Origin of the sequence: Streptomyces sp. B1I3, assembly GCF_030816615.1 — a bacterium.
Lineage (GTDB): Bacteria > Actinomycetota > Actinomycetes > Streptomycetales > Streptomycetaceae > Streptomyces.
Window position 1 is genome coordinate 588,854 of sequence record NZ_JAUSYD010000001.1, and the last position, 26,410, is coordinate 615,263.

20 protein-coding genes and 1 pseudogene are annotated in these 26,410 nt (G+C 73.2%); 11 read left to right on the forward strand and 10 right to left on the reverse strand.

The genetic code is table 11. From position 1 onward, the window contains the following. The first annotated feature begins 26 nt into the window (after nucleotides 1-26). The 4 genes and pseudogenes from QFZ58_RS03005 (at nucleotide 27) to QFZ58_RS03020 (ending at nucleotide 4,610) form a co-directional block, all read left to right on the forward strand. Nucleotides 27-1,125: pseudogene (locus tag QFZ58_RS03005) on the forward strand (galactosyldiacylglycerol synthase). 57 nt (nucleotides 1,126-1,182) lie between these two features. Further along, complete coding sequence (locus QFZ58_RS03010; RefSeq protein WP_307123326.1) at nucleotides 1,183-1,791, forward strand: flavodoxin family protein; 609 nt, start codon at nucleotides 1,183-1,185, stop codon at nucleotides 1,789-1,791. Nucleotides 1,792-2,033: 242 nt separating this feature from the next. Next, nucleotides 2,034-3,860 (forward strand): thiamine pyrophosphate-requiring protein, encoded by a 1,827-nt coding sequence (locus QFZ58_RS03015; protein ID WP_307128750.1) that lies wholly within the window; start codon nucleotides 2,034-2,036, stop codon nucleotides 3,858-3,860. A gap of 135 nt (nucleotides 3,861-3,995) precedes the next feature. Beyond that, on the forward strand, nucleotides 3,996-4,610 hold the full coding sequence (locus tag QFZ58_RS03020) for a DUF1349 domain-containing protein (RefSeq protein WP_307123327.1): 615 nt from the start codon (nucleotides 3,996-3,998) through the stop codon (nucleotides 4,608-4,610). Nucleotides 4,611-4,639: 29 nt separating this feature from the next. Here QFZ58_RS03020 and QFZ58_RS03025 read toward each other — a convergent pair whose 3' ends face one another. From QFZ58_RS03025 to QFZ58_RS03035, 3 genes are all read right to left on the reverse strand, one after another. Beyond that, nucleotides 4,640-6,757 (reverse strand): SpoIIE family protein phosphatase, encoded by a 2,118-nt coding sequence (locus QFZ58_RS03025; RefSeq protein WP_307123328.1) that lies wholly within the window; start codon nucleotides 6,755-6,757, stop codon nucleotides 4,640-4,642. A 121-nt stretch (nucleotides 6,758-6,878) separates the two neighbouring features. Continuing rightward, nucleotides 6,879-8,060, reverse strand: a complete 1,182-nt coding sequence (locus QFZ58_RS03030) for a GDSL-type esterase/lipase family protein (RefSeq protein WP_307123329.1) — start codon at nucleotides 8,058-8,060, stop codon at nucleotides 6,879-6,881. Between the two features lie 133 nt (nucleotides 8,061-8,193). Continuing rightward, the gene (locus tag QFZ58_RS03035; protein WP_307123330.1) at nucleotides 8,194-8,763 is read right to left on the reverse strand and encodes a TetR/AcrR family transcriptional regulator; all 570 of its coding nucleotides are present in this window, start codon (nucleotides 8,761-8,763) and stop codon (nucleotides 8,194-8,196) included. 223 nt (nucleotides 8,764-8,986) lie between these two features. Between QFZ58_RS03035 and QFZ58_RS03040 the strand changes: the two genes are divergently transcribed. The 4 genes from QFZ58_RS03040 (at nucleotide 8,987) to QFZ58_RS03055 (ending at nucleotide 13,487) form a co-directional block, all read left to right on the forward strand. Further along, a complete protein-coding gene (locus tag QFZ58_RS03040; RefSeq protein WP_307123331.1) occupies nucleotides 8,987-11,071 on the forward strand; it encodes a SpoIIE family protein phosphatase in 2,085 nt (694 codons plus the stop codon). Between the two features lie 360 nt (nucleotides 11,072-11,431). Next, a complete protein-coding gene (gene dhaK / locus QFZ58_RS03045; protein WP_307128751.1) occupies nucleotides 11,432-12,424 on the forward strand; it encodes a dihydroxyacetone kinase subunit DhaK in 993 nt (330 codons plus the stop codon). A 38-nt stretch (nucleotides 12,425-12,462) separates the two neighbouring features. Continuing rightward, complete coding sequence (gene dhaL / locus QFZ58_RS03050; RefSeq protein WP_307123332.1) at nucleotides 12,463-13,080, forward strand: dihydroxyacetone kinase subunit DhaL; 618 nt, start codon at nucleotides 12,463-12,465, stop codon at nucleotides 13,078-13,080. After that, on the forward strand, nucleotides 13,077-13,487 hold the full coding sequence (locus QFZ58_RS03055) for a PTS-dependent dihydroxyacetone kinase phosphotransferase subunit DhaM (RefSeq protein ID WP_307123333.1): 411 nt from the start codon (nucleotides 13,077-13,079) through the stop codon (nucleotides 13,485-13,487). The genes dhaL and QFZ58_RS03055 overlap by 4 nt, the downstream gene beginning before the upstream one ends. 101 nt (nucleotides 13,488-13,588) lie before the next feature. Here the strand turns inward: QFZ58_RS03055 and QFZ58_RS03060 are convergent, their stop codons facing one another. Then, nucleotides 13,589-14,731 carry a cellulose binding domain-containing protein gene (locus QFZ58_RS03060; protein ID WP_307123334.1) on the reverse strand — a complete coding sequence of 381 codons (1,143 nt, stop codon included), beginning with the start codon at nucleotides 14,729-14,731 and terminating at the stop codon, nucleotides 13,589-13,591. Between the two features lie 275 nt (nucleotides 14,732-15,006). Between QFZ58_RS03060 and QFZ58_RS03065 the strand changes: the two genes are divergently transcribed. After that, nucleotides 15,007-15,513: an NUDIX domain-containing protein gene (locus QFZ58_RS03065; protein WP_307123335.1), complete on the forward strand. Its 507-nt coding sequence runs from the start codon at nucleotides 15,007-15,009 to the stop codon at nucleotides 15,511-15,513. Nucleotides 15,514-15,528: 15 nt separating this feature from the next. Here QFZ58_RS03065 and abc-f read toward each other — a convergent pair whose 3' ends face one another. The 4 genes from abc-f to QFZ58_RS03085 all read right to left on the reverse strand — a co-directional run bounded on the left by abc-f (nucleotide 15,529) and on the right by QFZ58_RS03085 (nucleotide 21,092). After that, nucleotides 15,529-17,184 carry a ribosomal protection-like ABC-F family protein gene (abc-f, locus tag QFZ58_RS03070; protein WP_307123336.1) on the reverse strand — a complete coding sequence of 552 codons (1,656 nt, stop codon included), beginning with the start codon at nucleotides 17,182-17,184 and terminating at the stop codon, nucleotides 15,529-15,531. Nucleotides 17,185-17,713: 529 nt separating this feature from the next. Beyond that, entirely contained in the window at nucleotides 17,714-18,919 is a 1,206-nt protein-coding gene (locus QFZ58_RS03075) for a glycoside hydrolase family 6 protein (RefSeq protein ID WP_307123337.1), read from the reverse strand. Nucleotides 18,920-19,032: 113 nt separating this feature from the next. Beyond that, entirely contained in the window at nucleotides 19,033-20,298 is a 1,266-nt protein-coding gene (locus tag QFZ58_RS03080) for a PP2C family protein-serine/threonine phosphatase (RefSeq protein WP_307123338.1), read from the reverse strand. A gap of 26 nt (nucleotides 20,299-20,324) precedes the next feature. Continuing rightward, complete coding sequence (locus tag QFZ58_RS03085) at nucleotides 20,325-21,092, reverse strand: GNAT family N-acetyltransferase (protein WP_307123339.1); 768 nt, start codon at nucleotides 21,090-21,092, stop codon at nucleotides 20,325-20,327. A 710-nt stretch (nucleotides 21,093-21,802) separates the two neighbouring features. Here QFZ58_RS03085 and QFZ58_RS03090 point away from each other — a divergent pair. Both QFZ58_RS03090 and QFZ58_RS03095 read left to right on the forward strand, forming a co-directional pair. Continuing rightward, a complete protein-coding gene (locus QFZ58_RS03090; RefSeq protein ID WP_307123340.1) occupies nucleotides 21,803-22,675 on the forward strand; it encodes an RNA polymerase sigma factor SigF in 873 nt (290 codons plus the stop codon). Nucleotides 22,676-23,155: 480 nt separating this feature from the next. Continuing rightward, nucleotides 23,156-24,412: a sulfite oxidase gene (locus tag QFZ58_RS03095; protein ID WP_307123341.1), complete on the forward strand. Its 1,257-nt coding sequence runs from the start codon at nucleotides 23,156-23,158 to the stop codon at nucleotides 24,410-24,412. Between the two features lie 107 nt (nucleotides 24,413-24,519). Here QFZ58_RS03095 and QFZ58_RS03100 read toward each other — a convergent pair whose 3' ends face one another. Both QFZ58_RS03100 and QFZ58_RS03105 read right to left on the reverse strand, forming a co-directional pair. After that, nucleotides 24,520-25,407, reverse strand: coding sequence for an NAD(P)-dependent oxidoreductase (locus QFZ58_RS03100; RefSeq protein ID WP_307123342.1), 888 nt, complete (start codon nucleotides 25,405-25,407; stop codon nucleotides 24,520-24,522). Between the two features lie 101 nt (nucleotides 25,408-25,508). Then, on the reverse strand, nucleotides 25,509-26,093 hold the full coding sequence (locus QFZ58_RS03105) for an adenosylcobinamide amidohydrolase (protein WP_307123343.1): 585 nt from the start codon (nucleotides 26,091-26,093) through the stop codon (nucleotides 25,509-25,511). Nucleotides 26,094-26,410 lie beyond the last annotated feature (317 nt).

Sequence of the window (26,410 nt, forward strand, 5' to 3'; positions counted from 1 at the left end):
CGTCGCACACCACCAGGGGGGTTCGCATGGCCGGACGTTTCCTCGTCCTCAGCGCGAGCATGGGCGCCGGCCACGACGCGGTGGCCTCGGAACTGGTACACCGTCTCGAAGCCGCCGGTGACAGCGCGCTCCTGATCGACGTGCTCGACCTGCTGCCCCACGGGGCCGGGGCCGGGCTGCGCGGCTTCTACCGGAACGCCATCCGTCATGCCCCCGCGCTGTACGCGGGCCTGTACGCCGCCTTCTTCCGCACCGGTGACGGACCACGTCCCGGCAGCGCCCCGCTGGCCGCCCTCGCCGAGAAGCGGCTGCTCGCCGTCGTGGAGCGGCAGCGGCCGGACGTGGTGGTCCCGGTGTTCCACCTCGCCGCGCAGCTCACGGGCCGGCTCCGCAGCCGTGGCGCGCTCGAGGCGCCGAGCGCCGTTCTGGTGACCGACTTCGCCGTCCATCGTCAGTGGCTCCACCCCGGCAACGACCTCCACCTGTGCCTCACGTCGCGGATCGCGCAGGACGTGCGCCGGATGGTGGGCCGGCCGGCCGTGGCCTGCGGCCCTCTGGTGCCGAAGCGGTTCCTGGAGCCGGCCCCCGGTGCCGGGGAGTGGCGGCGGCGCCTCGGCGGGGACGGTGCGCCGGCCGTGCTGGTCTCGGCGGGGCGCGTGGGGGGCCGGTACACGTTTCACGCGCACCGCGCGGCTCGTGGCCGCCGCGGGCTACCGGGCCGTCGTCCTCTGCGGCAGGAACGAGGCGCTCCGGCGTACCCTCGCGCGGACACCGGGGGTGCTCGCCGCGGGGTGGGTGGAGGACATGCCCGGCCTGATGGCCGCCGGCCGGGTGCTGGTGGACAACGCGGCGGGCCAGACGGCGTTGGAGGCCCTGGCCGCAGGGCTCCCGGTAGTGGGCTACCGCCCCATTCCGGGCCATGGTGTGCAGGGCGTCCGGCTGATGGCCGAGCACGGGCTCACCGAGCACGCCCGTGACCCCTGGGCCCTGGTCAGGTCGCTGGACGTCCTCAGCGCGCCCGGCCCGGAACGGGACCGGCGCGTCGCCGAAGGGCGGGCCCTGTTCACCGGGCACCCCGGCGCCGTACCGGCCCTGGAACGGCTGGCCGCCGCGGCGCGGCGGTGATCGGCCGTCATCCGAATGCCCCGTGAGGGCGCACGCCCGAGCGGGTACCCCACCGGCATGAGAGCCCTCGTGATCAACTGCACACTCAAGTCGTCACCGGACCCGTCGAACACCCAGGCCCTCGCGGAGAAGGTTGCCGAGCAGCTGGAAAGCTACTCCGTCGACGTGGAGTTCGTCCGGGCCGCCGACCTGGACATCGCAGCCGGAGTGGTCACCGAGGCCGCCGGGCCGGGCGACGCGTGGCCGGACGTCCACCGCAAGCTGCTCGACGCCGACATCCTGGTCATCGCCTCGCCCACCTGGCTGGGCCGCCCGTCCTCGATCGCGCAACGCGTCCTGGAGCGCATGGACGCCATGCTCTCGGAGACGGACGACGTGGGGCGCCCCGTGGCCTACAACCGCGTGGCCGGTGTCGTGGTGACGGGCAACGAGGACGGCGCGCACCACGTCATCAGCGAGATCTCCGGCGCACTGGCCGACATCGGTTACACCATCCCGGGCCAGGCGTGGACGTACTGGCACCTGGGCCCCGGCCCGGGCCCGGACTACCTCGACGACGAGCGCGGTCACGACTGGTCGCACAGGACCGCCCGTGCCATGGCGGCGAACCTGTACGGGACGGCGAAGGCCTTCGCAGCCACCCCGCTGGGCGCTCCGCCGCAGTAGCCCGGCCGGTGCCGCCGCCCTCGGGGCGGGCTCGGGCAGTCACGGCTTTTGGCTGCCTTTTTACCCGAGGTGACGGTTTCTCACGGGCCGGCGGGGTGAGGCGAGGGGGCGTCGCCGCGTCGGCCCGGCGCGGCATCCCTGGAGCGAGCGGCTCCTCCATCCGCGACCGCACCTCCTGACCACGGGGGTTGCGATGTCCGACCACACCGTTGCGAGCCCTACGAAAGGCAGACCTCGTGTCCATGAAGGTGTCCGACTTCATCCTGCAGCGGCTGCGCGAATGGGACGTCGACCACGTCTTCGCGTACGCCGGTGACGGCATCAACGGCCTTCTGGCCGCGTGGGGCCGCGCCGACGACGACCCACAGTTCGTGCAGGCACGCCATGAGGAGATGGCCGCCTTCGAAGCGGTGGGGTACGCCAAGTTCTCCGGCAAGGTCGGCGTGTGCGCCGCCACCTCGGGGCCGGGGGCGATCCACCTGCTCAACGGCCTCTACGACGCGAAGCTGGACCACGTCCCGGTGGTGGCGATCGTCGGACAGACCAACCGCAGCGCCATGGGCGGTTCCTACCAGCAGGAGGTCGACCTGCTCAGTCTGTACAAGGACGTCGCCTCCGAGTTCTGCGAGATGGTGACGGTTCCCGAGCAGCTGCCCAACGTCATCGACCGGGCCATTCGGACGGCGTACAGCAAGCGCACGGTGACTGCCATCGTGATCCCCGCGGACGTGCAGGAGCTGGACTACTCCCCGCCGACCCACGCGTTCAAGATGGTTCCCTCCAGCCTGGGTGTGTCCGACTACGCGCCCGTCCCCGCGGCGGCCGAGGTCACGCGGGCCGCCGAAGTGATCAACGCCGGGGAGAAGGTGGCCGTCCTGATCGGGCAGGGGGCCCGTGGCGCCCGGGCGGAGGTGGAGCAGCTCGCCGAGCTGCTGGGCGCGGGGGTGGCCAAGGCTCTGCTCGGCAAGGACGCGCTGCCCGACGACCTGCCGTACGTCACCGGCTCCATCGGACTGCTCGGCACCCGGCCCTCCTACGAGCTGATGCAGGACTGCGACACGCTCCTGGTCATCGGTTCCAGCTTCCCGTACACGCAGTTCCTGCCGGAGCTGGATCAGGCCCGGGCGGTCCAGATCGACATCGACCCGTTCATGGTCGGACTGCGCTACCCCTTCGAGGTGAATCTCGTCGGGGACGCCAAGGAGACGCTGAAGGCACTGCTGCCGCAGCTGAAGCGCAAGAAGCACGGCGCCTGGCGCAAGAAGATCGAGAAGGACACCGCCCGCTGGTGGGAGGTCATGCAGCGGCGCGCCGCGGTGGACGCCGACCCCATCAACCCGGAGTACGTCGTGCACGCGCTGGACGCCCTGCTGCCGGACAATGCCATCCTGGCCGCCGACTCCGGCTCGGCCGCCAACTGGTACGCCCGCCACCTCAGGATGCGTGGTTCGATGCGCGGCTCGCTGTCGGGCACGCTCGCCACCATGGGGCCGGGCGTGCCCTATGCGATCGGTGCCAAGTTCGCCCACCCCGACCGCCCGGCGATCGCCCTCGTCGGGGACGGCGCGATGCAGATGAACGGGATGGCCGAGCTGATCACCGCGGCCAAGTACTGGCCACGGTGGGGTGATCCGCGGCTGATCGTGGCGGTGCTGAACAACCAGGACCTCAACCAGGTCACCTGGGAGATGCGCGCCATGTCGGGCGCCCCGCAGTTCCTGCCCTCGCAGTCGATCCCGGACGTGCCCTACGCGGACTTCGCACGGTCGATCGGCCTCGACGGCGTACGGGTGGAGAAGCCCGGGGAGGTGGAAGCGGCCTGGCACCGGGCCCTGGGGGCCGACCGGCCCTTCGTCATCGACTTCCGTACCGATCCGGCCGTGCCCCCGATCCCGCCCCACGCGAGTTTCGACCAGATCGAGGCGGCGGCCACGGCGATCCTCAAGGGGGACAGCGACCGTGGCGCGATGGTCCGGCAGGGCCTGAAGGCCAAGGTGCAGGAGATGCTGCCCGGCCGCCGCCACCGGGACGACAGGCCGGGCGCCCAGGAAGACCCGGGCGGGAGCTGACCGCTCCTGCGGGGGGTCCCACCGGCGCGTCGCCACCGCGTCCCCGGCCGGGGCCCGGCCGGCGGCCGCGCCGAACCGGCAAGATCCGGCTTCCGCGCGGCCCGTAGACTTCGTCACCGGCGACCGAGGAGACGTATGGACGGGCAGCGGGCAGTGGACTGGGCGCGGGCGACCTGGCTCAACCCGCCGCCAACCGTCACGGTCGACGACGGCGGCCTCGAAGTGGCCGCCCGGGGGCGGAGCGACTTCTGGCGCACGACGGGCTACGGCTTCGTACGTGACGACGGGCACGCCCTGCTCACCGCCTTTCCCGCCGGGGCCGCCGTCGAAGTCACCTTCCTCGCGCGCTTCGACGAGCTGTACGACCAGGCCGGCGTCATGGTGCGGGTGGACGAGCGCAACTGGATCAAGGCCGGTATCGAGATGTCCGACGGCGTTCCGCACCTCGGCGCGGTCGTCACACGCGAGTTGTCGGACTGGTCGCTCTCGCCCGTGCCGGAGTGGGCGGGGCGCCACGTCACCGTGCGGGTGAGCCGTGCGGGTGACGCCGTCACGGTCCGGGCGCGCTGCGAGGACAGGCCGTGGCGCCTGGTGCGCCTGGCGCCCCTGGACCCGGACGCGGCCGCCTCGGCCGGTCCGTTCTGCTGCTCACCGCAACGCGAGGGGCTGCGCGTGCGCTTCACCGGCTTCACCACCGGGCCGGCGGACACCGCTCTGCACGCGGAGCAGGTCCACCCGGCAGGTCACTGACGCTCCCCGAGGGTCTGCTGCCCATCCGCTCAGGAGACGTCCGTGTCCGTCGCGCCGGACAGCGGCAGCTGGGCCCAGATCGTCTTGCCATTGCCGCTGTACCGGGTGCCCCAGCGTTCGGTGACGCTCGCCACCAGCAGGAGCCCGCGGCCGCCCTCGTCGTACATGCGTGCGCGGCGCAGGTGCGGGGCGGTACTGCTGCCGTCCGACACCTCGCAGACGAGGGCGAGGTCGCGGATGAGCCGGAGGGTGATGGGCGGGCCGCCGTAGCGGATGGCGTTGGTGACCAGTTCGCTGACGACGAGTTCGGTGGTCAGGACGGCGTCCCCGAGGCCCCAGGCCTCGAGCTGGCCCGCAGCGCGTCTACGGGCCTCCACCACGACGGCGGGGTCGGCGGCCAGGTCCCAGGAGGCGTGGTTCTCCTGGTCGAGCCGGCGGGTGCGGGCCAGCACGAAGGCCACGTCGTCCACGGGCCGCTCGGGCACCAGGGCGCTCATCACGGTGTCACAGGTCCGGTCGAGCGACACCTCGGGCGGCGCGAGCAGGTGGCAGAGTTCGGCGAGGGACGCGTCGGCGTCCGGGCCCGGCGCCGCCAGCAGGCCGTCCGTGTAGAGAGCGAGCCGGCTGCCTTCCGGCAGCTCGAAGCGGGCCGCTTCGAAGGGCGCTCCCCCGGCGCCGAGCGCCGGCCCGGCGGGCAGCGCCAGTTTCTCCGGGTACTCGTGCGGTCGGGCGAGCACCGGCTCGGGATGGCCGGCCCGGGCCATCGTGCAGGAGCATGAGATCGGGTCGTAGACCGCGTACAGACAGGTCGCGCCGGCGACCGATGCCGTGCCGGCGGCGCCCGCCTCCTCCTCGCGGTCGAGCTTCATCACCAGGTCGTCGAGCTGCGTCAGCAGTTCCTCGGGAGCCAGGTCCACCTCGGCGAGGGCGCGTACGGCGGTACGCAGCCTGCCCATGGTGGCCGACGCGTGGATGCCGTGGCCCACGACGTCGCCCACGACCAGGGCGACCCGGGCACCGGAGAGCGGAATGACGTCGAACCAGTCCCCTCCGATGCCGGCCCCGACCGTCGACGGTACGTAGCGCGAGGTCACCTCGACGGCCCGCTGCGGGGCGGAACGGCTCGGCAGGAGACTGCGCTGCAGGGCGAGCGCGGTGGCGCGTTCCCTGGTGTACCGGCGGGCGTTGTCCACGCAGACGGCGGCGCGGGCGACGAGCTCACCGCAGAGGGAGAGGTCGCTGTCGCCGAAGGGCTCGGGGGTGCGGTGACGGCAGAACATGGCCATGCCGAGTGTGATGCCGCGGGCTCGCAGCGGGGCGACGATCCCCGAGTGGATCCTGTGCTTCCGCAGGCTGTGCACGCGGTCGGGATCTCTCTGCTTCCACTCGCTCAAAGTCTCTTCGTCGACCGTGTACCGGGCCGCCTCACCGAGGAGCAGGGTGCGGCCGATCGCGGACTCGCGGTCGAAGGTGTGCGCCTGGCCCAGTCGGACGATCGATTCCGGACACCCCTCCAGGACGGAGCTCTGGGCCACACGGAGGAACCGGATCTCGTCCCGCGCGCGTGGGGAGCGCGCCTCGTCGCCGGTCAGCACCTCGGCGAGCAGGTCGACCGTGACGAAGTCCGCGAAACCCTCCGTGGCCAGCTGCGCCAGTTCCTCGGCGGTGCGGCCCACGTCCAGGGTGCTGCCGATGCGCGTGTTCGCCCGGTCGAGCACGGCCATGCGCTCACGTGCCCAGAACTGGTCGGTGGTGTCCACGGTGACCACGGACACGCCCAGGAGTTCTCCGGCCCCGTCCCTCACGGGGGTGAGCATGGCCTGCCAGACGTGCTTGCTGCCGACGAGCAGCAGGTACGTCTCGTAGGACTCAGCCTCGCCGGTCCTCATCACGCGGTCGATCGCGTCGGCGAGCCCCGCCCCGCCCTGCACGACCACCCCGGGTTCGACCTCGCCCGGCAGCAGCCCGAGCAGGGAGGCCTCCGACCTGGCCACGACCGACGCCGCGGCCGCGTTGGCCATCGCAAGCCGCTGGTCGCGGCCGAAGAACGTCACCGCGACGGGCAACTGGTTCAGGATCCGCGCCCTCATCGGGGCCGACGGCGCTTCGGTAGGGCTTCCGTCGGCCTGCTGGTCACGCTCTTCCATGGGCCACCACTCGCCCTCCGCCGCTTCCCGGTCCGTCGTCCACGCACCGCGGTCGCCGCTCTTGTCCCAGAATGCCTCCGCAGTGGCCGACCCTCAACCAGTCCGCCTACTCGCAGGGGGTTCAGGCGCCTGCGAGGAAGGGGCTCCCCGCGGCGAGCGCCAGCCGGGCGAAGCGTTCACCGATGAGGCGGTGGGTGGCGGCGTCCGGGTGGAGCCGGTCGGGCAGCGGCAGCTCGACGGCGTCGGACTCGCCGTAGAGGGCACGGCCGTCGAGGTGATGGATGTGGGGGTCGTCGGCCGCCCGCTGCTCGACGATCCGGGCCAGCTCCTCCCGGATGACGCCCAGGCTCAGCTTGCCGTCGGCGCGCTCCGCAGGGTCGCCCGTGGCCCGGAACCGCAGGTGACCGGCGCCGAGTCCGGCGGGGTCCACGGCGCAGGGCCCCGGGGTGTCCTCGTGGATGGGGCACAGGATCGGTGAGACGACCAGCAGGGGGGCGGTGGGGTGCCCCTCGCGGATGGTGTCGAGAAAGCCGTGGACGGCCGGCCCGAAGGCCCGCAGTCGCATCAGGTCGGCATTGACGACGTTGATGCCGGTCTTGACGCTGATCAGGTCGGCGGGGGTGTCCCGCATGGCCCGAGCGGTGAACGGGTCGAGCAGGGCGCCGCCGCCGAAGCCGAGGTTGATCAGGTCCACGCCGCCGAGCGAGGCGGCGAGTGCGGGCCAGGTCGTCGTGGGGCCCGCCGCGTCGGAGCCGTGGCTGATGGAGCTGCCGTGGTGCAGCCACACCTTGCGGCCCCGGTCCCCGGCGGGCTCGACCGGCGCGTCGGAGCGCAGGGCGACGATTTCGGTGGTCTCGTTGTGCGGCAGCCAAATCTCGACGTCCTTCATCCGGTCCGGCAGGCCGGTGAAGCGGAGGGTGCCGACCGGTCCGGGGCGGTGTTCGGCGGTTCCTTTCGTCATGTCGATGGTCAGGGTGCTGCCGCCCGTGACACCGGCGCGTCCGGCCGGGCGGCCGTCGACGAGCAGCTCGTACACGCCGTCCGGGCGGGGAGGGGCCCCTACGTAGACGCGCTTGGTGGGCAGCGTGTCCAGCTCGACGGCGGTGGCCCGGGTACGGAGGACCAGCCGGACGCCGGAGGGCTGGGACTCCGCCATGGCGAGCTGTGCGTCGGTGTTCTGCGCGCGGGCCCGGGAGGGCAGCCGGTGCGGCAGGAGGCCGTGCGCGGTCTCCTCCAGGTCGAGGGCGCCCCGCAGGAGAACGGCGGTGACGGGCGTGGTGATCCAGTGGTACGTGTCGTTCATGGGGTCAGCCTTCTGCCGGAGGTGTGCGCGGCCCGCATGGGCCGGTACGCGGCCGAGGCCGGCGGCCTTGGGCGGCCGACGGCGGTGCGCCGTGGCCGCCGTGGACGGTCGCGGGCGTTGGTGGCGTGCCCGGTCAGCGCATGGGCCAGTTGCGGAGCATGGCGTCGAGGCGGTCCAGGGTCCATGCCCAGGTCTCCTGCGAGTCGGGAGCGCTGTGACTGAAGCCCCCGGCCAGCTCCAGGCTCACGTAGCCGTGGAAGACGCTGCCCAGCAGCCGTACGGCGTGGGTCTGGTCGGGTTCCGTCAGGTCGTAGCCCCGAAGGATCGCCCGTGTCATCCGGGCGTGCCGGCCCCCCGCGCTCGCGGCCGCCGCCTCGGGGTCGAGCCGGAGCCGCGCTGCCGCGTACCGGCCTGGATGTGACCGGGCGTAGTCGCGGTAGGCGTTGGCGAAGGCCGTGAGGGCGTCCTTGCCGGCCCGCCCGGCCAGCGCGGCCGCCGCGAGGTCGGCGAGCTCCTCCAGTGCGAGCAGGGCGATCCGGGTTCTGAGGTCCTGGGAGCTCTTCACGTGCGAGTAGAGGCTCGCGACCGCGACGTCGAAACGTCTGGCGAGCGCCGAGACGGTCACCTGGTCGAAGCCGACTTCGTCGGCCAGCTCCGCCCCCGCCCGTGTCAGGCGTTCCGTGGTCAGGCCTGCGCGCACCATGCCGTCCTCCTCTGCCGAACTCGATTATGCAGTTTCCTAAAGGCTTTAGGCAAACAGTGGCTTCGTTCAGGACGCAACCCCTCGCCGGTGCCCCCGGGCCGCGCCGGCAGGACGGGCGCGGACGGTCGGCTCCGCGCAGAATGGGCAGGGTGGTCGCGCCGCGTCCGGGCGCCCGGACCACCCCTACGGGGACGCGGCGGCCGTGCGAACCAGGAGGCAGTCGATGCATCGGTTCGGCCAGCGCGACAGCGGGCCCGGCCCGGGGAGAGAGCCCCCGGTCGCCGCGCACGTGGCCCTCGCCGTCAACGGCATGGGCAGCTTCACCTGGGACCTTCCCAGCGGCACGATGCGGTACGACGAAGCGGGCCTCGCCGTGATGGGCTTCCGGCCGGGCGAGTACGACGGCAGCCTGCGCACCCTGGGCGAGCGGATGGTGCCGGGAGAACTGAGCGCGGTCCAGGACCAGGTGGAGCGGGCGCTGCGGACCCGGTCGGGCTTCAGTCTCTACTTCCGGGTCCGGCACGGCGACGGCCGGCTGCGCTGGACGCACACCCAGGGCCACGTCGTCTGCGACGAGCAGGACAACCCCGTCCGGGTCATCGGGATCATCAGGGACGCCAGTCAGGAGCTACGGGCCCTCGACCAGACCGAACAGCTGCGCCAGGCCAGGGACGACCGCCGGCGGCAGGCCGACATCGTCGGTCACGTCAGCGACGCGCTGGCTCCCACCGTCACGGTGGAGGACGTCGCCGACGCGCTCACCACCACCCTGCTGCTGGAGCAGCTCGGCGCCGCCAGCATCATCCTCGGCCTGGTGGACAACGGCCGTATGCGACTGGCCGGTTCGAACGGTGTGCATCCGGATCTCATCCGTGACGTCCATCTGGCCCGCCTGGGCGCGCACCTGCCGCTCACCGACGCCGCCCGTACCCGCAGGGCCGTCTTCATCACCAGCCGCAAGGAGTACGGGGCGCGGTACCCGGAGATGCAGCCGTACCTGCACATGTTCTCCGACGCCACGGCCGCCGTGTACCTGCCGTTGATCGCTCACGACGACGCCATCGGCGCGCTGGGCCTCACCTACGACGGCAAAGCGCCCTTCGCGCACGACGAGCGGACCGTACTGACGGCTCTGGGCAAGGTCATCGCCCAGTCCCTCCAGCGGGCCCTCCTGTACGACCGCGAACACGAGCTCGCCGCCGGCCTCCAGACGGCCATGCTCCCCGGCCACCTGCCGCACGTCCCCGGCCTGGCACTCGCGACCCGCTACCGTCCGGCCAGGGCCCAGGGAGGGATCGGCGGCGACTGGTACGACGCGCTTGCGCTGCCCGACGGCCGCATCGCCGCGGTCGTCGGGGACGTGCAGGGCCACGACGTGACCGCGGCGGCCGTCATGGGTCAGCTCCGCATCGCCCTGCGGGCGTACGCCGCCGAGGGGCATCCCCCCACGACGGTCGTGGCGCGCGCCTCCGCCTTCCTCGCGGAGCTGGACACGGACCGGTTCGCCACCTGCCTCTTCGCCCTTCTCGACCCCACCACGGGGATGACCGTCTTCGTCCGGGCCGGGCACCTCGACCCCGTCCTGCGCAGACCGGACGGGAGCACCGTCTGGCTCGACGCCCCCGGCGGACTCCCGCTCGGCCTCACCGCCCCGGCGGCCCAGCCCGGGTATCCGGCGCTCGAGACGGTCCTGGAGCCGGGTGCGACCCTGCTCATGTGCACGGACGGCCTCATCGAGTCACGCACCGAGGACATCGACCAGGGCCGCGCCCGCCTCCTCGACGCACTCCGTACGGGCCCCGGGGACCCCGACGCCCTCGCCGATCACCTGCTCCGCACCATGGGCGCGCATACGGGGGGCGAGGACGACGTGGCACTCCTGGTCCTGCGGCGCTCCCCGGGCGAGCGCGCCACGAACCCGCAGATGGAGGTCACCATCACGCCCACGGATGCCGGCTCCCTCAGGGCCGCGCGCAAAGCCCTGCGCGCGGCCCTCGGCCGCTGGTCCCTGGACGCGATCGCCGACACCGCGGAGCTGCTCGCCTGCGAACTGGCCACCAACGCCCTCCTGCACACCCGTGGCAGCGCCACGCTCACGGCCAGGCTCGTCAGCGAGGACGGGCGCGCGGTGCGCCTGGCCGTCACCGACACCTCGACCTCCTCCCCCCGCCGCCGGGCCGCCACCGAGCAGTCGACCTCCGGGCGCGGGCTCATGCTGCTCGAGGAACTGGCCACGACGTGGGGGGTCGAACCCCGGGGCGACGGCAAGACCGTGTGGTGCGAGATCTCCGTGACGGGGGCGCGCTGACGCGGCACGTGCGGTCCTCCCGCCCACGACGACGGTTCCACCGGCGGGCGCGCGCCGGCCGACGGCCGCCGTGTCCTGACCGGCGGACATCAGCCCGGCGCCCGTCCTCCCGCTCGGCGGCCGCGTGGAGCGGTGCGCCCTCGCTCCCCCTCACCCGGGGCCGCGCCGGGGACGCCCGACCGGCCCCGCGGACCGGCGCGCCCGGAGGTGGCGGCCCCCTCGACGGACCGAGGACCCCGGCACGTCTCGGCCGGTCTTCGCCGCGTCGCTTCCCGATTGCCCCCGGCGTCTTCGATACTGGACGTGCTCGCCCCATCCCACTCCGTGGTGGCCCCGCAGGCACCCTTTCTGGAGGAACCGTTGCGTATGCTCATCAACGTGCCTGAGACCGTCGTCGCCGACGGGCTCCGGGGCATGGCCGCCGCCCACCCCGAGCTCACCGTGGATGTCGAGAACCGTCTGGTCGTCCGGCGCGACGCGCCCGTGGCCGGGAAGGTGGGTCTCGTCTCCGGCGGCGGGTCCGGGCACGAGCCGTTGCACGCGGGGTTCGTCGGGCCCGGGATGTTGTCCGCGGCGTGTCCCGGCGAGATCTTCACATCGCCCGTACCCGACCAGATGGTGAAGGCCGCCACCGCCGTCGACAGCGGCGCGGGCGTCCTGTTCGTGGTGAAGAACTACACCGGCGACGTACTGAACTTCGACATGGCGGCCGAACTCGCCGAGGACGAGGGTGTCCAGGTGGCCCGGGTCCTGGTCGACGACGACGTGGCGGTGGACGACAGCACCTTCACGGCGGGCCGGCGGGGCACGGGCGCGACGCTGTTCGTGGAGAAGATCGCCGGCGCCCTCGCCGAGGAGGGCGCCCCGCTGGAGCGGGTGGAGGCCGTGGCACGGCAGGTGAACGAGTCGGCGCGCAGCTTCGGGGTGGCACTCGGCGCCGTCACCACGCCGGCGAAGGGCAGCCCGACGTTCGATCTTCCCGACGGGCAACTGGAGTTGGGGATCGGTATCCATGGCGAGCCGGGCCGGGAGCGGCGCCCGATGATGACGTCCGGGGAGATCGCGGACTTCGCGGTGCACGCGGTGCTGGAGGACCTGCGCCCGAAAGGTCCGGTCCTGGTCCTCGTGAACGGGATGGGCGCGACGCCCCTGCTGGAGCTGTACGGGTTCAATGCCGAGGTGCAGCGGGTCCTGTCCGAGCGGGGCGTGGCGGTGGCTCGTACCCTGGTCGGGAACTATGTGACGTCGCTCGACATGGCAGGCTGTTCGGTGACCGTCTGTCAGGTGGACGAGGAGCTGCTGCGACTCTGGGACGCGCCGGTGCAGACGCCCGCGCTCCGCTGGGGCAGGTGAACGGTCCGCCCGTACGTGTGTGAGGAACAGGAGAGCGTGTGCTCGACACCGATTTCTTCCGTCGCTGGATGACCGCCACCGCCGCGGCCGTCAGCCGTGAGGCGAGCCGGCTGACCGACCTGGACGCCGCGATCGGCGACGCCGATCACGGAAACAACATGCAGCGCGGATTCACCGCGGTGACCGCCGTGCTCGAGAAGGAGTCGCCCGCGACTCCTGGGGCCGTGCTGACGCTGGCGGGACGGCAGCTGATCTCGACGGTCGGTGGTGCGTCCGGGCCGTTGTACGGCACTCTGCTGCGCCGCACCGGCAAGGCTCTGGGCGAGGCTGCCGAGGTGAGCACCGAGGAACTGGCCGAGGCGTTCGGAGAGGGCGTCGCGGCGGTGGCACAGCTGGGCGGGGCGCAGGCCGGCGACAAGACGATGCTGGACGCGCTGCTGCCGGCCGTCGAGGCGCTGAGCTCCTCGCTCGGGGCCGCCCGCGACGCGGCCCGGGCCGGGGCGGAGGCGACCGTGCCCCTGCAGGCGCGTAAGGGCAGGGCCAGTTACCTGGGCGAGCGCAGCATCGGTCACCAGGATCCGGGGGCGACCTCGGCGGCGCTGCTGATCGAGGCGCTCGCCGAAACGGCCGGACCGAGCGCCGGAGGGGACGCGTGAGCGAGGAGCCGCAGGTCGGAATCGTGCTGGTCTCACACAGCGGGCCCGTCGCGGAAGCCGTCGTCGAGCTGGCCAAGGGGCTGGCGGCCGGCGGTGCGACCGCGCCCGTGGCCGCGGCCGGGGGGACGTCCGCCGGCGGTCTGGGGACGAGTGCGGAGCTGATCTCCAAGGCTGCCAGGGCGGTCGACCGGGGCGCGGGGGTCGCGCTGCTCGTCGACCTGGGGAGTGCGGTACTGACGGTGAAGGCCATGCTGGCGGAGGGCGACGAACTGCCCGAGGGTGCCCGGCTGGTGGACGCGCCCTTCGTCGAGGGCGCGGTCGCCGCCCTGGTGACCGCCTCGGCGGGTGGCGACCTGGCGACCGTGGAGGCGGCCGCCACGGACGCGTTCGGCTACCGGAAGACGTGAGCGCGCGCTCCGCTGCTTTCCTCTCCGCCGGATGCGGAGCGCCCGGCCGGCTGCCCCTGCCGTGACGGCGGGGCGGCCGGCCGGGTGTGTCACGCGGGTGTTCAGGTCGCCGTGCAGGGCGTTCCGTCGAGCGTGAACCGGGCCGCCTGCGTGAAGGCACCCGAGTAGGTCCCCTGGAAGCCGAACGACTGGCTGCCGCCCGCCGCGATCCGGTCGTTGAACGCGACGCCGGTCGCCCGCACCGCTCCGGAGGCGGGGGTGACGGTCGCGTTCCACGCGCGGGTGATCGTCTGACCGGCCGGCAGCGTGAACCCGAGCTCCCAGCCGTCGACGGCCGTGGTGCCCGTGTTGGTCACCTTCACGTCGGCGGTGAATCCGCCCGGCCACGCGTTCGCCGTGTAGGTCACCTGGCACGCACCCGGGGTGCCCGGGGTCCCCGGATCCTCCGGGTTGCCCGTGTCACCGCCGGTGTTCACGGCCGAGGAGAAGGACGTGACCGCCAGACCCGCGCCGTTCTGCCACGGTTCGAACCCGGCCTGGACACTGGTGAGGTACCAGGAGTTCTGCGCCATTCCCCGGGCCACGGTCTGGTCGACGAAGTCCATGACGTCGAAGCTCCAGCTCGTGATCGCGGACGGCGCCACGAACGAGATCACGTCGTTGCCGCCGTTGTTGCCGGTCCAGACCTCCCAGGTGCGACCGGCCACCGAGGCCGTCCCGACCTTCGAGCCCACGGGCTGGATCGGCCCCACACGGTTGAACCAGATCATGATCTCGGTCCGGTTCACTCCGTCAGTCTTCGGCGCGGGGTCGAGCCAGATGTCGTAGGCCGCGTCGTAGACCGCGTTGCCGACGTACGCGTACGTGATGCTCGTCGGCGCGCTGCTGATCGAGCTCACCCGGGCGGGGAGCGCCGTCCCGGGTGAACAGTTCGTGTAGTGGCAGCCGTTGAAGAGGGACGGGTACGACTTGGGTGCCCCGTTGGTCGGGACCGAACCGTCCGCCCGGGTCACGGCGAAGCCGTTGGCCGTGACGTCGATGCACTGTTCCTCGCTCGTGCCCCAGCGGTTGTTCTGCACCACGTACCGGTCCTGGATCACGGTCGATCCGTACTGGCCGCAGATCGGGGCGGCGGCCTGTGCGGGCACCGTGGCGGCGGTGAGGGCCAGGACCGAGGCCAGGGCCGCGAGTAACGCCGTCACTGCGGTCCGTACGGACCGCAGTGAGCTTGTGGGGGTCTTCATGATGTCCCTTCGATGGGGCCTGTTGTGGGGGAATGCGTGGGGAGAACCCCGCCCGCGAGCGGGCCGCGGGTGCGGCCGCTGACACGACATCAGCAATGGGAGCGCTCCCAAACGGTTCGACGTGGAACCTATGGGCCGTCGCGATCCGGCGCAAGACCCAGATCCCACCACTTGACGACACTGCCGACCATGCGGCCGGGCCCGGCGGCCGGAACCCGACGGTGGCGCACGCGTGCCGGTGGTCGGGGGCGCCACCACCCCGCACACTTGACGACATGTCGACAGCCAAGCGCAGTGCCGGCCTTCTGCTCTTCCGTGTCGTCCCCACCGAGGGCGGCGGACGGGACGCCGAGGTGCTGATCGGGCACATGGGCGGGCCGTTCTGGGCGGGCCGTGAGGCGGCGGCCTGGTCGGTGCCCAAAGGTGAGTACGCACCCGGCGAGGAACCCGCCGCCGCGGCCCGCCGTGAGTTCGAGGAGGAGCTGGGTCTGCCCGTCCCGGACGGCACCTGGGTGCCGCTGGGAGAGGTGCGGCAGCCCAGCCGGAAGAGGGTGACGGTGTGGGCGGTGGAGGCGGACCTGGACCCTGCACAGGCGGTCCCCGGAACCTTCACGATGGAGTGGCCGCGGGGCTCCGGTGTGCAGCGGGAGTTCCCGGAGATGGACCGGTTCGCCTGGTGCACACCGGAGGAGGCCGCGGAGCGCCTGGTGGTGGGGCAGCGCGTCTTCATCGACCGGCTGCGACGACATGTGCGTGACGGTCGAGACCCCTCGGAGCCGTAGGGCCGTCCGCCGGCATCAGTCCGTGCGCGCCACCGGGCGGCCGGCCCGCAGTTCGAGGCGGTCTCCCGGGAACCGGTTGCAGAAGCTGCGGTCGTGCGAGACGACGACAACGGCCCCCGGGTACCGGGCGAGCGCGGCCTCCAGGTCCTCGACCAGGCTCAACGCGATGTGGTTCGTCGGCTCGTCGAGGATCAGCAGACCCGCCGGCCTCGTCACCAGCCGGGCCAGGGCGAGCCGGCGCTGCTGACCGACGGAGAGCGCGGCGACGGGCACCGTCAGGTCCTCCGGGCGGAACAGCCCCAGGGCCAGCAGCGCGTCCGCGTACTCGTCGGCGGGCCCGGGGCGGCCCGCCGCGAACGTGGCGAGCAGGGAGCGGCGGGTGGGCCTGACGGGAAGCTCCTGCGGGAGGTAGCCCACGGCCGCCCGCCGCCGGACCGTCCCGGCGTCCGGCGCGAGGTCACCTGCGAGAACGCGCAGCAGGGTGGTCTTCCCCGCCCCGTTGGGTCCTGTGACCAGCAGGCGCTGCCCCCGGCCGACGCGCAGTGCGGGTAGGTCCAGCCGGCCGCGGACGACGACCGAGTCGAGCTCGGCCGGCGGCCCGGGGTCTTGCGCGCCGTCCGGGGGACAACGGTCGGTCAGAGTCGGCGCGGAGGTGAAGCGCAGGGGTTGGGGCGGCGCCGGCACGGGTGCGCGCCTCAGCGCTTCCAGCCGCGTCCGGGCGGCTCTGACCTGGCCGGACAGCTTGGCCTCGTGGGATCTGCGGTGCTTGCCCCATCCTTCCCCAGGGTCCTTGCCGGCCCCGGCGAGACGCTGACCGGCCGTGCTGACCAGTTCCTCGGTGCGGGCGAGGTCGGCCAGCCACTCCTGGTGGTCCTGCGCCCAGCGGCGGCGGGCGGCGGCCTTCGCCGTGCGGTAGCCGTCCCAGCCGTTCCCGTACCGCGCGACGTCGCGCAGGTCTCGGTCGACCTCCAGGATCACCGTGGTGACCCGCTCCAGGAACGCCCGGTCGTGCGTGACGGCGACGACGGTGCCGCGGTGGGCGCGCAGGTGGTCCTCCAGCCAGCCGACCGCGGCGGCGTCGAGGTGGTTGGTGGGTTCGTCGAGCAGGAGGAGTTCCGGTGCGGCGGCCAGTACGCAGGCCAGGGCGAGCCGGGACTGCTCCCCGCCGGACAGGGAGCCGAGCAGGCGGTCCCGCCCGAGGTGCCCGAGGCCGAGGCCGTGCAGCGCCGCGTCGGTCCTGGCGTCCGCCTGGTATCCGCCGCGTCGCTCGTACTCCGTCAGCAGGTCACCGTAGGAACCGAGCTGAGCGTCGGTGGGGTCCCCGTCGGACATCGCCGCCTCCGCCTCGTGGATCCGCCGTTCCAGTACGCGGAGTTCGGCGAGTGCCGCGTCCACTGCGTGCTGGACGGTGCCTCGGGGGTCGAGCGTGAGTGTCTGGGCGAGATATCCGGTACCGCCGGGGAAGTGGACGGTGAGGTCGCCGCCGTCCGGCTCCTCGGCTCCCGCCATCAGCCTGAGCAGGGTGGACTTGCCGGAACCGTTCTCACCGATGACTCCGGTCTTCTCCCCGGGACGGACGGTGAGGGACACCTGGTCGAGAACGGAACGGTCTCCGTACGCCTTGGATACGCCGGTCATGGTCAGCTGGGCGCGGGCACGCTGGGTCGACATGGCTGCTTTCTCTGATGCGACAGGCCCTCGGTGGCGCGTGCGGACAGCGCGCAGCGCACTGCGGGGCGGGGGGAGTCGGGCACCGGAAGGACTGCGGCACGCGCGGCACGGCCCCGGCGGGCCGGGCGGCGGCGACTGCGGGCGTCACGCGCCGGCGCCGGAGCGCCGACGGGAGACGCCGGCCGTCAGGCGGCGGCGTCCTGGCCGGGAATCAGAGAAAGAAGTAGTGCGAAGCCATGCCCCCAGTCTAACCACGGGCCCGGCCGCGGGCGGTGGGCCGGACCGCGCCCGCCCCCCGTGGGAGCTGCGGCCCACGTCGCGGGGCGTGACGGGGCGTGGTGCGGAGTGGTGCGTCGTCGCTGGAGTCGAGCGGCGCCGGGCCGCGCCGAGGCAGTGCGTCGCCCGGAGGCGCCCGGAGGCGTGCGTCGCCCGGAGGCGCGGACGGGGCGCGGAAGCGGGTGGGGCCGAGCATGCCGGGAGGCGGTGCCGGGTCGGCTGTCCGCCGAGGCCGTGCACCGCCCACAAGGCGTCAGAGCAGCGGCGGCTGCGCGAACTTCACCAGCTCCAGTGCCTGTTGCGGGAACCAGGCGCCCGCCGCCGGGTCGACGGTCCCGCGCTCGGGGTCCTCGGGCCCGTCCGTACCGCGCAGGCAGAGTCCGTCCGACTCCCCCGGGATCTTGATCCACAGCCTGGCGTCGTGCAGCGGGTCGCCGGTCCGGGTGGTGGGGCGGGCGCCCAGGCCGCGGCCGGGCGGGTTGCACCACTCCTGCGGGTCGGCGTACTTCCCGGCGGGCGCGGCCCAGGTGCCCTGGCCGTTGCGGCTGGAGTCGGTGACGAAGTGCTTCATCCGGGCGGGATCGGCGTCGACGTTGGCGTCCAGCCAGGACTGGGCGTCGGTGCGGGGCCACCACTGGTCGGGGCAGTCGGCGCTGTCGCCGCCGCTCTCCACGTAGGCGAGGCAGGAGGAGATCAGCTTGCCGTACCAGACGTTGGTGTCCTCGGTGTGGTAGTTGGAGGCGTTGGTGAAGAAGCCCGTGGCCCGCTCGACGCCGCCCTCCAGCAGGCGCGGCACAATGGTGTTGACCGAGTGCCAGCCCTGGTGCCCGGTGTCGAGGTACACCTTCGTGCGGGCGAGCGGTTCGAGGGTGTCGACCGCGTAGTTCACCTCGCTGTAGCGGGCCGCCGTCCTCGTGCCCTCGGCGTCGTCCTGGCCGCAGTCGGAGGGGAGCAGGGCGAGCGAATCGGGTTCCAGGACGACCATGGCGTCGTGGCCGCCGATGCCGCGGCCGACGGCGTCGATCCATGCGCGGTATTCGGCGGTCGTCGCCGCGCCGCCGGCGGAGTAGTTGGCGCAGTCCCGGCCCGGGACGTCGTACAGGGCGAACACCGGTACGGCCCCCTGCCTGGCCGCTTGGCGGACGACCTTCTTCGCGTCCCGCTCGACCTCGGCGGGGCTCTGGTCCCCGTACCAGACGGCGTGCGGGGTGCGGGCCATGGCGACGACGCCCGCCGCGTCGCGCACCCGCCCCTGCCGTACGAGGTCCAGCGCCTGGCTGTATGCGCCGGGGTTGGCCTCGGGGGCGTACAGCCGCGTGTCCTGGCCGCCGGTCCGGGCGGTGGTGCCCCCGGATCGCCCACCGTCGGCGGGGCCGGTCGCGGCTGCCTGCACGGTGAGCAGCAGCGCGGCCGCGCAGGCGAGCGGCAGAGCCTTGATCAGCGTCGTTCCGGTGCGCATGAGTGTCCATCCCTCTTCGCGGCGAACGTGCGGGAGCGCTCCCACCGAACAGGTGCGGGAGCGCTCCCAAAGCGTTCCGGACAGCCATGTATGCGTCAAGAGCGGGGTGACCGCTACTTCGCGGGGTGGACGGGCCCGGCCCCCGGAGCCGCGATCCGGGCACCGGTGGCCGCCGGCGAGGAGCGGCCGCCGGTGCTCTCGGCGTCACGCTGCCTGGCGGGCGGGCACCCGCCGGTGTCGCCCGGCCGGCTGAGGAGGAGCACCGCGACGTCGTCGCTGCGCACTCCGTCGGCGTACTCGCGCAGGTCGTTCCGCAGGGCGTCGACCACCTGGCGCGGCTCGCGTCCCACCCACTCACCGAGCCGCTCGTCGAGCGGGTAGAAGGCCCCGGTGGCGTCCCGCGCCTCGGTCACCCCGTCCGTGCACACCAGAAGGGCCGCGCCGGGCGGGAAGGGGCACCACTCCTCGGCGCGTGCCTCGGCGCAGAGGTCTCCCATGCCGAGGGGCACGGAGGTCCGGTGCAGGCGCACCAGGGACGCCGACCCGTCGCACAGCAGGCGCGGCGGCACGTGCCCGCAGTTCACGGCCCGCACCTGCTCCTCTCCGTCGAAGCAGAGGAGCAGGGCGGTCACGAAGCGCTCGGCCTCGCCGGTCTCGGCGGAGAAGGCGTTGTGCCGGCAGACGGCGCCCTCCACGGCGTCGGCGACCGCGGTGAGGTCGGGCTCCCGCACAGCCGCTTCCCGGAACGCGCCGAGCGCGGCGAAACCGGCGCCGATCGCGGGCAGTCCCTTGCCCTGCACGTCACCGACGATCACCCGGGTCCCGAAGGGTGACTGGACGACCTCGTAGATGTCACCGCCGACGTAGCGGTCCTCCTCGATCGGCTCGTAGAAGCCCTGCGCGAGGATCTGCCGGGTGGTGATCGGAAGAGGGCGCAGAATCTGCCGCTGGAGAGCTACGGCGGCGGAGCGGAGCCTGGCCATCTCCCTGGCGTGCCGGATGCGGGCGGCGCAGGCGACCACGCCCAGCGCGCTGCCGATGACGGTGAAGCCGATGAGGAAGGCGACGTCCCAGAAGGCGCCCGTCGACGCGACCTGGGAACCGACGACCACGAGGGTGACCCACACCGCCACCGCGACGGTCTGGCGGACGGTACAGAAGACGGACGCCAGCGCGGGAAGCATGATCAGCAGCGGGATGAGCGGCAGACCGCGCCCGGTGAGCGCGTCCAGCAGGACGACGCCGGTCGTCAGCGAGACGAGCGACAGCGCGAGCGTGCCGTTGCCGATCCGGGCGGCGCCCGCCGCCGTCTCAGCCGGATCCGTCCCGGGCAGCGGCTTCCTGCGTACCGCCGCCGGGCGCCGCAGTCCCATGGCCACGGCACCGCCTCCCGCGCGTTCGTCGCTTAACGCTCCACCTGTTCCAAGCTACTCGCCCCCTGGTCCGCGGTCCTGACGTCTCGCGGGTCCGGTGCGGCAGGGACGAGGGCGGACAGGAACGTGGTCCGGCGGCGCAGCCCGAACCCGAGGGACTCATAGAGCCGCACCGCACCGGTGTTCGCTGAGGCGGCGTGCAGGAAGGGTGTCTCGCCCCGCTCCCTGATCCCGTGCGCGACGGCTCGGACGAGCCGCGAGGCGAGACCCTGTCCCCGCACGGAGTCGTCGGTGCAGACGCCGCTGATCTCGGTCCACCCGGGCGGGTGCATCCTCTCCCCCGCCATCGCCACCAGGACCCCGGACCGGCGGATGCCCAGATAGGTGCCGAGTTCCACGGTGTGCGGAGTGAACGGCCCGGGGCGGGTGCGCTCGACCAGCTTCAGCATGTCCGGTACGTCGGCGGGGCCGAGCGGAACGGCCTCCTCGTCGGGTGCCGCGGCCACGGAGTCGTCCACGAGCTGCACGCCCTCCGCGTGGAAGACGATCTCCCAGCCGGCCGGTGGCGGTTCACGGAGCGCGGTGAGGGTGACGGATGCGCCGGGGCCTGCGAGCGCGGCGACGTCGGCCCAGTCCCGCGCGTCCGGTTCGTCCGGGAGGGCGAGCCATGGTGTGACCTCGGGCCGGTAGCGCAGGACGCGGCCACGCCGCTCGGCGAAATGGGCGTGCGGACCGGTCAGCGAGGAGCGTACGGGGTTGTCCAGGGGGTGGGCGGCGGAGGTCTGCCGGGGGACGCTCATACGGCCACCCCGGTCCCGGCTGACGGGCGAGCGCCCGACCCGGCGCGCGGAGAGGGCCTGCGCCGCACGACCGTGGCGGTCGGCGGCTCGGCGGGACGCTCGGCCACGGCACTTGTGCACCGGGCGCGCGTGGGGGCTTCGGACATGGTCTCCCTCGTTCCGGCCGGTCCGATCAGCTGTTCGTGACCGGGGCCGGCTGTGGTCGCCGTCTTGCCGACAGCGGTTTCCGCCTTGTCGAGCGCGGGGTCGATTGCAGCACAAAGGCGATGCGGCCTGCGCGTATTCCCGGGGCGGCCGGGTGTTCACGAGCGCGCAACGCGCCCTCGCACCCGGCGCCGCGCGCACGACGGGGGGATGGGCAGGTCGCACGGGTTCCGGCCAGGTACGGGGGATCACGTGCACGGCTGCGCGGATCCGCCCCCCACCGGGCGGCCCGCTGTGGCACCCTGGACATGGCCGCCCCACCGGGCTCCCCCGTACCGGTGGGGCGGTTCTGTGTGCTCCCGCGCCCCGCCGGCCTACCGGTGAGGCGGTTCTGTGTGCTCCCGCGCCCCGTCGGCCCCAGCTGTCACGCCCCGTGGGAAAACCAACGGCTCCTCCCGGCCGACAGCCCCCTGAATACGGCTCAGTTCCCGGAATCCACGCATGGGTTGCTCCACAGCGGGCAGGCGCCTACATCTCAAGTCCATCAACCCGGGGAGCGTGACGAGATGACGGCGCACACTGCACAGACCACTGGTGTGGAACGAGCAGGCGCCGCGGACGGGCTTCCGTGGATCGAGGACGCCGGGAAGGTCGCTCCCCAGGACGCGCGTGCCCTGTCTAAGCTCTTCTTCGACCGGCTGCAGACGCTGGAGGAGGGTACGCCGGAGCATCAGTACGCGCGGAACACCCTCATCGAGATGAACCTCTCCCTCGTACGGTTCGCGGCCTCCCGCTTCCGTAACCGGGGCAGCGGCGACATGGAGGACATCGTCCAGGTCGGCACGATCGGCCTGATCAAAGCCATCGACCGTTTCGACCTCTCCCGTGAGGTCGAGTTCACCTCGTTCGCCGTCCCGTACATCGTGGGCGAGATCAAGCGCTTCTTCCGGGACACCACCTGGTCGGTGCATGTGCCGCGGCGCCTGCAGGAGCTGCGGGTGGATCTCGCCAAGGCGAAGGAGACCCTGGCGGCCGGCCTGGACCGGGACCCCACGGTCCAGGAGCTCGCCGAGCATCTCGGGCTCGACGAGGCGGAGGTCACCGAAGGCATCGTCGCCGCCAACGGCTACACGGCGGGGTCCCTCGACATGCCCGCCGACGCGGCGGACGCGGCCGGCCACCCGGCGAACGGGCGGACCTTCGCCGACGTGCTGGGTGAGCCGGACCCCGCCATGGAGACGGTGGAGAACCTGCACGCGCTGGCCCCGCTGCTCGGTGAACTCGACGCGCGCGAGCGCCGCATCATCGACATGCGGTTCGGCCAGGAGATGACCCAGGCCCAGATCGGCGACGAACTGGGCATCTCGCAGATGCACGTCTCCCGGCTGCTCAGCCGGATCCTGCGCAAGCTGCGCAGCGGAATGCTCACCCAGGACTGACCCGGCCCGAGGCGCCCCGCCCGTACGTACGCTCCCCGCGGCGACCCGCCTCACCCCTGGCCACTGCCCTCCACCGCCTCGCGTCCGACGACGCGGGGCGGTTCGGCGCGTTCTGTTGCCGCGGTGTTGCAGCTTCGTGAGTTCCCGCTCGCCACGCTTCCGCGGCCCTGCTGACGGCCTCTACGGTCCGTAACCAGACATCCGCAGTCGCGTCGCCGTCCGCGCATGCGCCGCCGTCGCGTCCCCGTCCGCGCATGCGCGGACATCCCCCACCGAGTCACCATGTGAGGAGGGCATGAGCCGGTCGATCGACCCCGTCCGGCCCGGGCGTAGCGCGGACCCCCGCACGGACGTCGCGTCCGTCCGGCCGCCGGGCGGACGCCAGGGCCCCGGCCGATTACGCGCGGACCCGGTGGTACGGATGCCGACGACCGTCCGGCCTCCCAGCCGGATCTCTCCCACCTCTTCCCTGGAGCGATCATGACGCCCGTCTCGCCGTCCGAAGGCGCGTACGACCGGAAACGTCTGCGCCAGTGGTCCCGTGGTCTCGCGAGACCGGCCGGGATCGACCGCCGCGCTCTGCTGAGGCTGGCCGCCGCGGCCTCCGCCGCCGCTCCGCTCCTCCCCGCCGCCGCGCCCGCGCACGCGGCGGCGGGGCCGGCCGGAGTGGTGAAGCCGCTCCCGCCGGAGCTGTTCACGGTGCGCGGCACCAACGCCGAGACGAATTTCGCGGCGCTGCGGGACACAGGGCTGCTCACCCCCGCCGACCGCTTCTTCGTCCGCAACCACACGGGTACGCCGCGCATCGACGCGGCCGCCTGGAAGCTGACGGTGTGGGGCGACGGGCTGACGGGTGGGCCGGTGGACTTCTCGTACGAAGCGCTGCGGGCTCTGCCGTCCGTCAGTCGTACGGCGTTCGTCGAGTGCGCCGGCAACGGCCGGAGCTTCTTCGCCTCCCAGCAGAACCAGCAGGTGAGCGGCACAGCGTGGACGTTGGGTGCGATCGGTACGGCCCGTTGGCGCGGGGTGCGGCTCGCCGAGGTACTGCGACGGGCCGGGCTCGGCAGGAACGCGGTCGACGTGCTGCCGCGCGGCCTGGACGCCGAGGTCGTCAGCGACGGTGTCGCTCTGGGCCGGGTGCGCAGGCCCCTGCCGGTGGCGAAGGCCCTGGACGACGTGCTCCTCGCCTACGAGATGAACGGCGAACCGCTGCCGCCCGACCACGGGTATCCGGTCCGGCTGATCGTCCCGTCGTGGGTCGGCATCGCCAACATCAAGTGGGTGGGTGACATCGAGGTGAGCGCGGAGCCGCTGCTGACTCCGTGGAACACGAGCATGTACCGCCTGTTCGGCCCGGGCCACCCGCCGGAGGGAAGCGCCCCGCTGTCCGGGCAGACACTCAAGAGCGCGTTCGAAATCGCCCCCGGCGCCACGTTCGCCGCCCACCGCAGACACCTCCTCACCGGCCGGTCCTGGTCGGGCGGAGCGCCGGTGCGTTCGGTGGAGATCAGCACGGACGGCGGCGCCCGGTGGCGTCCCGCCCGGCTGCGCGACGAACCCCGGGCGGGCAGCTGGGTCCGTTGGTCGGCCGGCTGGGTGCCGCAGGCACCGGGCCCCGGTGTGCTGCTCGCGCGGGCGACGGACCGTTCGGGCCGCGCCCAGCCGGAGACGACGGCTCCGAACACGCAGGGCTACCTCTTCGACGCGGTGGTACGGCACCGGGTGACGGTCACCTGAGTCCCCGGCAGTCCCCCGGGTCCGTGGCGGGCCTCCACGCACCGCCGGGGCGCGCCCCGGCGGTCGTCCGGCCACCGCCGGCCCCGCCCCCCTTACGGCTGCCCGGCTCAGCCCGCGTAGTAGGTGGCGATCATGTCCTGGTCTCCGTGTCCGGCCGCCTCCGCGCGGGCGAACCGCTCGGCGGAGGCGGCCACGAGGTCGAGTTCCACCCCCGCGGTCCGGGCCGCGTCGAGGATCAGCCGGGTGTCCTTGAGTGCCGTGGAGAGCGCGAAGCTCGGGGTGAGGTCGCCGGACAGCACCGCGGAGGACTTGGCCTGCAGATACGGCGTGTCCAGCGGGCCGCCCCTCATCGCGTCCAGGAAGAGCCGCGGGTCGAGCCCGAGCCCGTCGGCGAGATTGAGGCATTCGGCCACGCTGTTCACCAGGTTGATCACCCAGGTGTTGGCGACCAGCTTGAGGCGGGTGGCCGCTCCCGGCTCCTCGCCGACCCACACGGTGCGCTGCCCGATCGCCTCCAGGACCGGCAGCACGGTCGCGCGGGCGCCGGAGGGGCCTGAGACGAAGACCGTGAGCGTGCCCTGCTCGGCCGGCTGCCTGGTGCCGGAGACGGGGGCGTCGAGGTAGACGAGCCCGAGGTCCGCGGCCAGGCCTGCGAGGTCGCGCGTCGCATCGAGCCCCACAGTGGCGCTCTGCAGCCAGACCTGCCCCGGCCGCAGGCCAGGGGCGGCGGCGGTGAGGGTTCCGGCGACGGAGGGACCGTCGTGCAGCGCGGTCAGGACGACGTCGGCGCCCAGCACCGCCTCCTGCGCCGTGTCCGTGACGGTGGCGCCCTCGGTGGCCAGCGGAGCGGCCTTGCCCGGCGTGCGGTTCCAGGCCCGGACGGGCAGCCCGGCCCTCAGCAGGCTGCGTGCCATCCCGGAGCCCATGATCCCGGTGCCGAGGACCGCGACGGTCGGCCTGCCGGGGGTGGCGCCCGCAGAGGAGTCGGCGGTCATGACGGGTGTTCCCTTCGTCGGTGCGCCCGGCAGGGGCGCGGCGGGAGAGTAGCGGCGGCCGATGAGCCGTGACACGGGATGCACTCACGACCGGTCCGAGCTCAAGACTGCCGCAGCGCACCGTCGAGCACCGCACGGTGCACGGCCCTGGCGAGTCGGGACCCCCAGCGCGAACGCGGTCCGGCGAACGGCTCACCGTCGCCGGGCCCCTGATCGGGCGCGGCGACGCACACCGCGTCCGTGGGCGTGCCCGAGCAGTCGAGTCCGGCGTCCACGAGCGCCTGGACCTTCGCCTCCGTGGCGGTCGCCACCGCGTTGACCAGGGCGGCGTCGGTGAGCGCGACAGGCAGGGTGACGACGATGTTGACGGTGCCCGGGGGCGACGGGCCGTCGGTGCCGTCGCCCGGGACGGCGGCCCACCCCCGTACCCCGAGCCCGCTCGTGACGGTGGCGGCCACGCCGCCGTCGACCGCCACGGTGTGCGCGGTGACGTCGGCGGCCGTCATCAGTCCCGCCCCGGGGCCGCCCAGCCCTTGGGCGGCGGCGATGTCGGCGAGGTGACGGTGCGGGTCGAGCCGCGGGTAGCCGCCGGGTACCTGCGCGTTGAGTATCCAGGCGCGCGGCCCGATGCCGCCGCCGAGGACGGCGCTGCTGCACACACGCCAGCCGGGCCCCAACCGCCACACGAGATGGTGCAGTCCGATTCCGTCCTCACGCCGTGCCAGCAGTTCCGCGCGCGGTCCGGGCGGACGGATGCGTACGGAATCGATGGCGCACCCCCGGCTGCGGTCCGGCCGACGGTCGGCAACGGCGCATCGATCATACGTGCGGGCACAGGCCGTGCCTGCAGGGACTCTCTCACTCGAATGGCGTAATCCGCCGAGACAGCCGATAGCCGCATCGCGCGGCGCCACCGCCCACGCGCGGTGCTCGGGGCCGCCCGGGGCACGGGCCGGGAAGTTGCAGCGTCCAACCGGGTGAGGCGCGATGGAATCCGGACGCG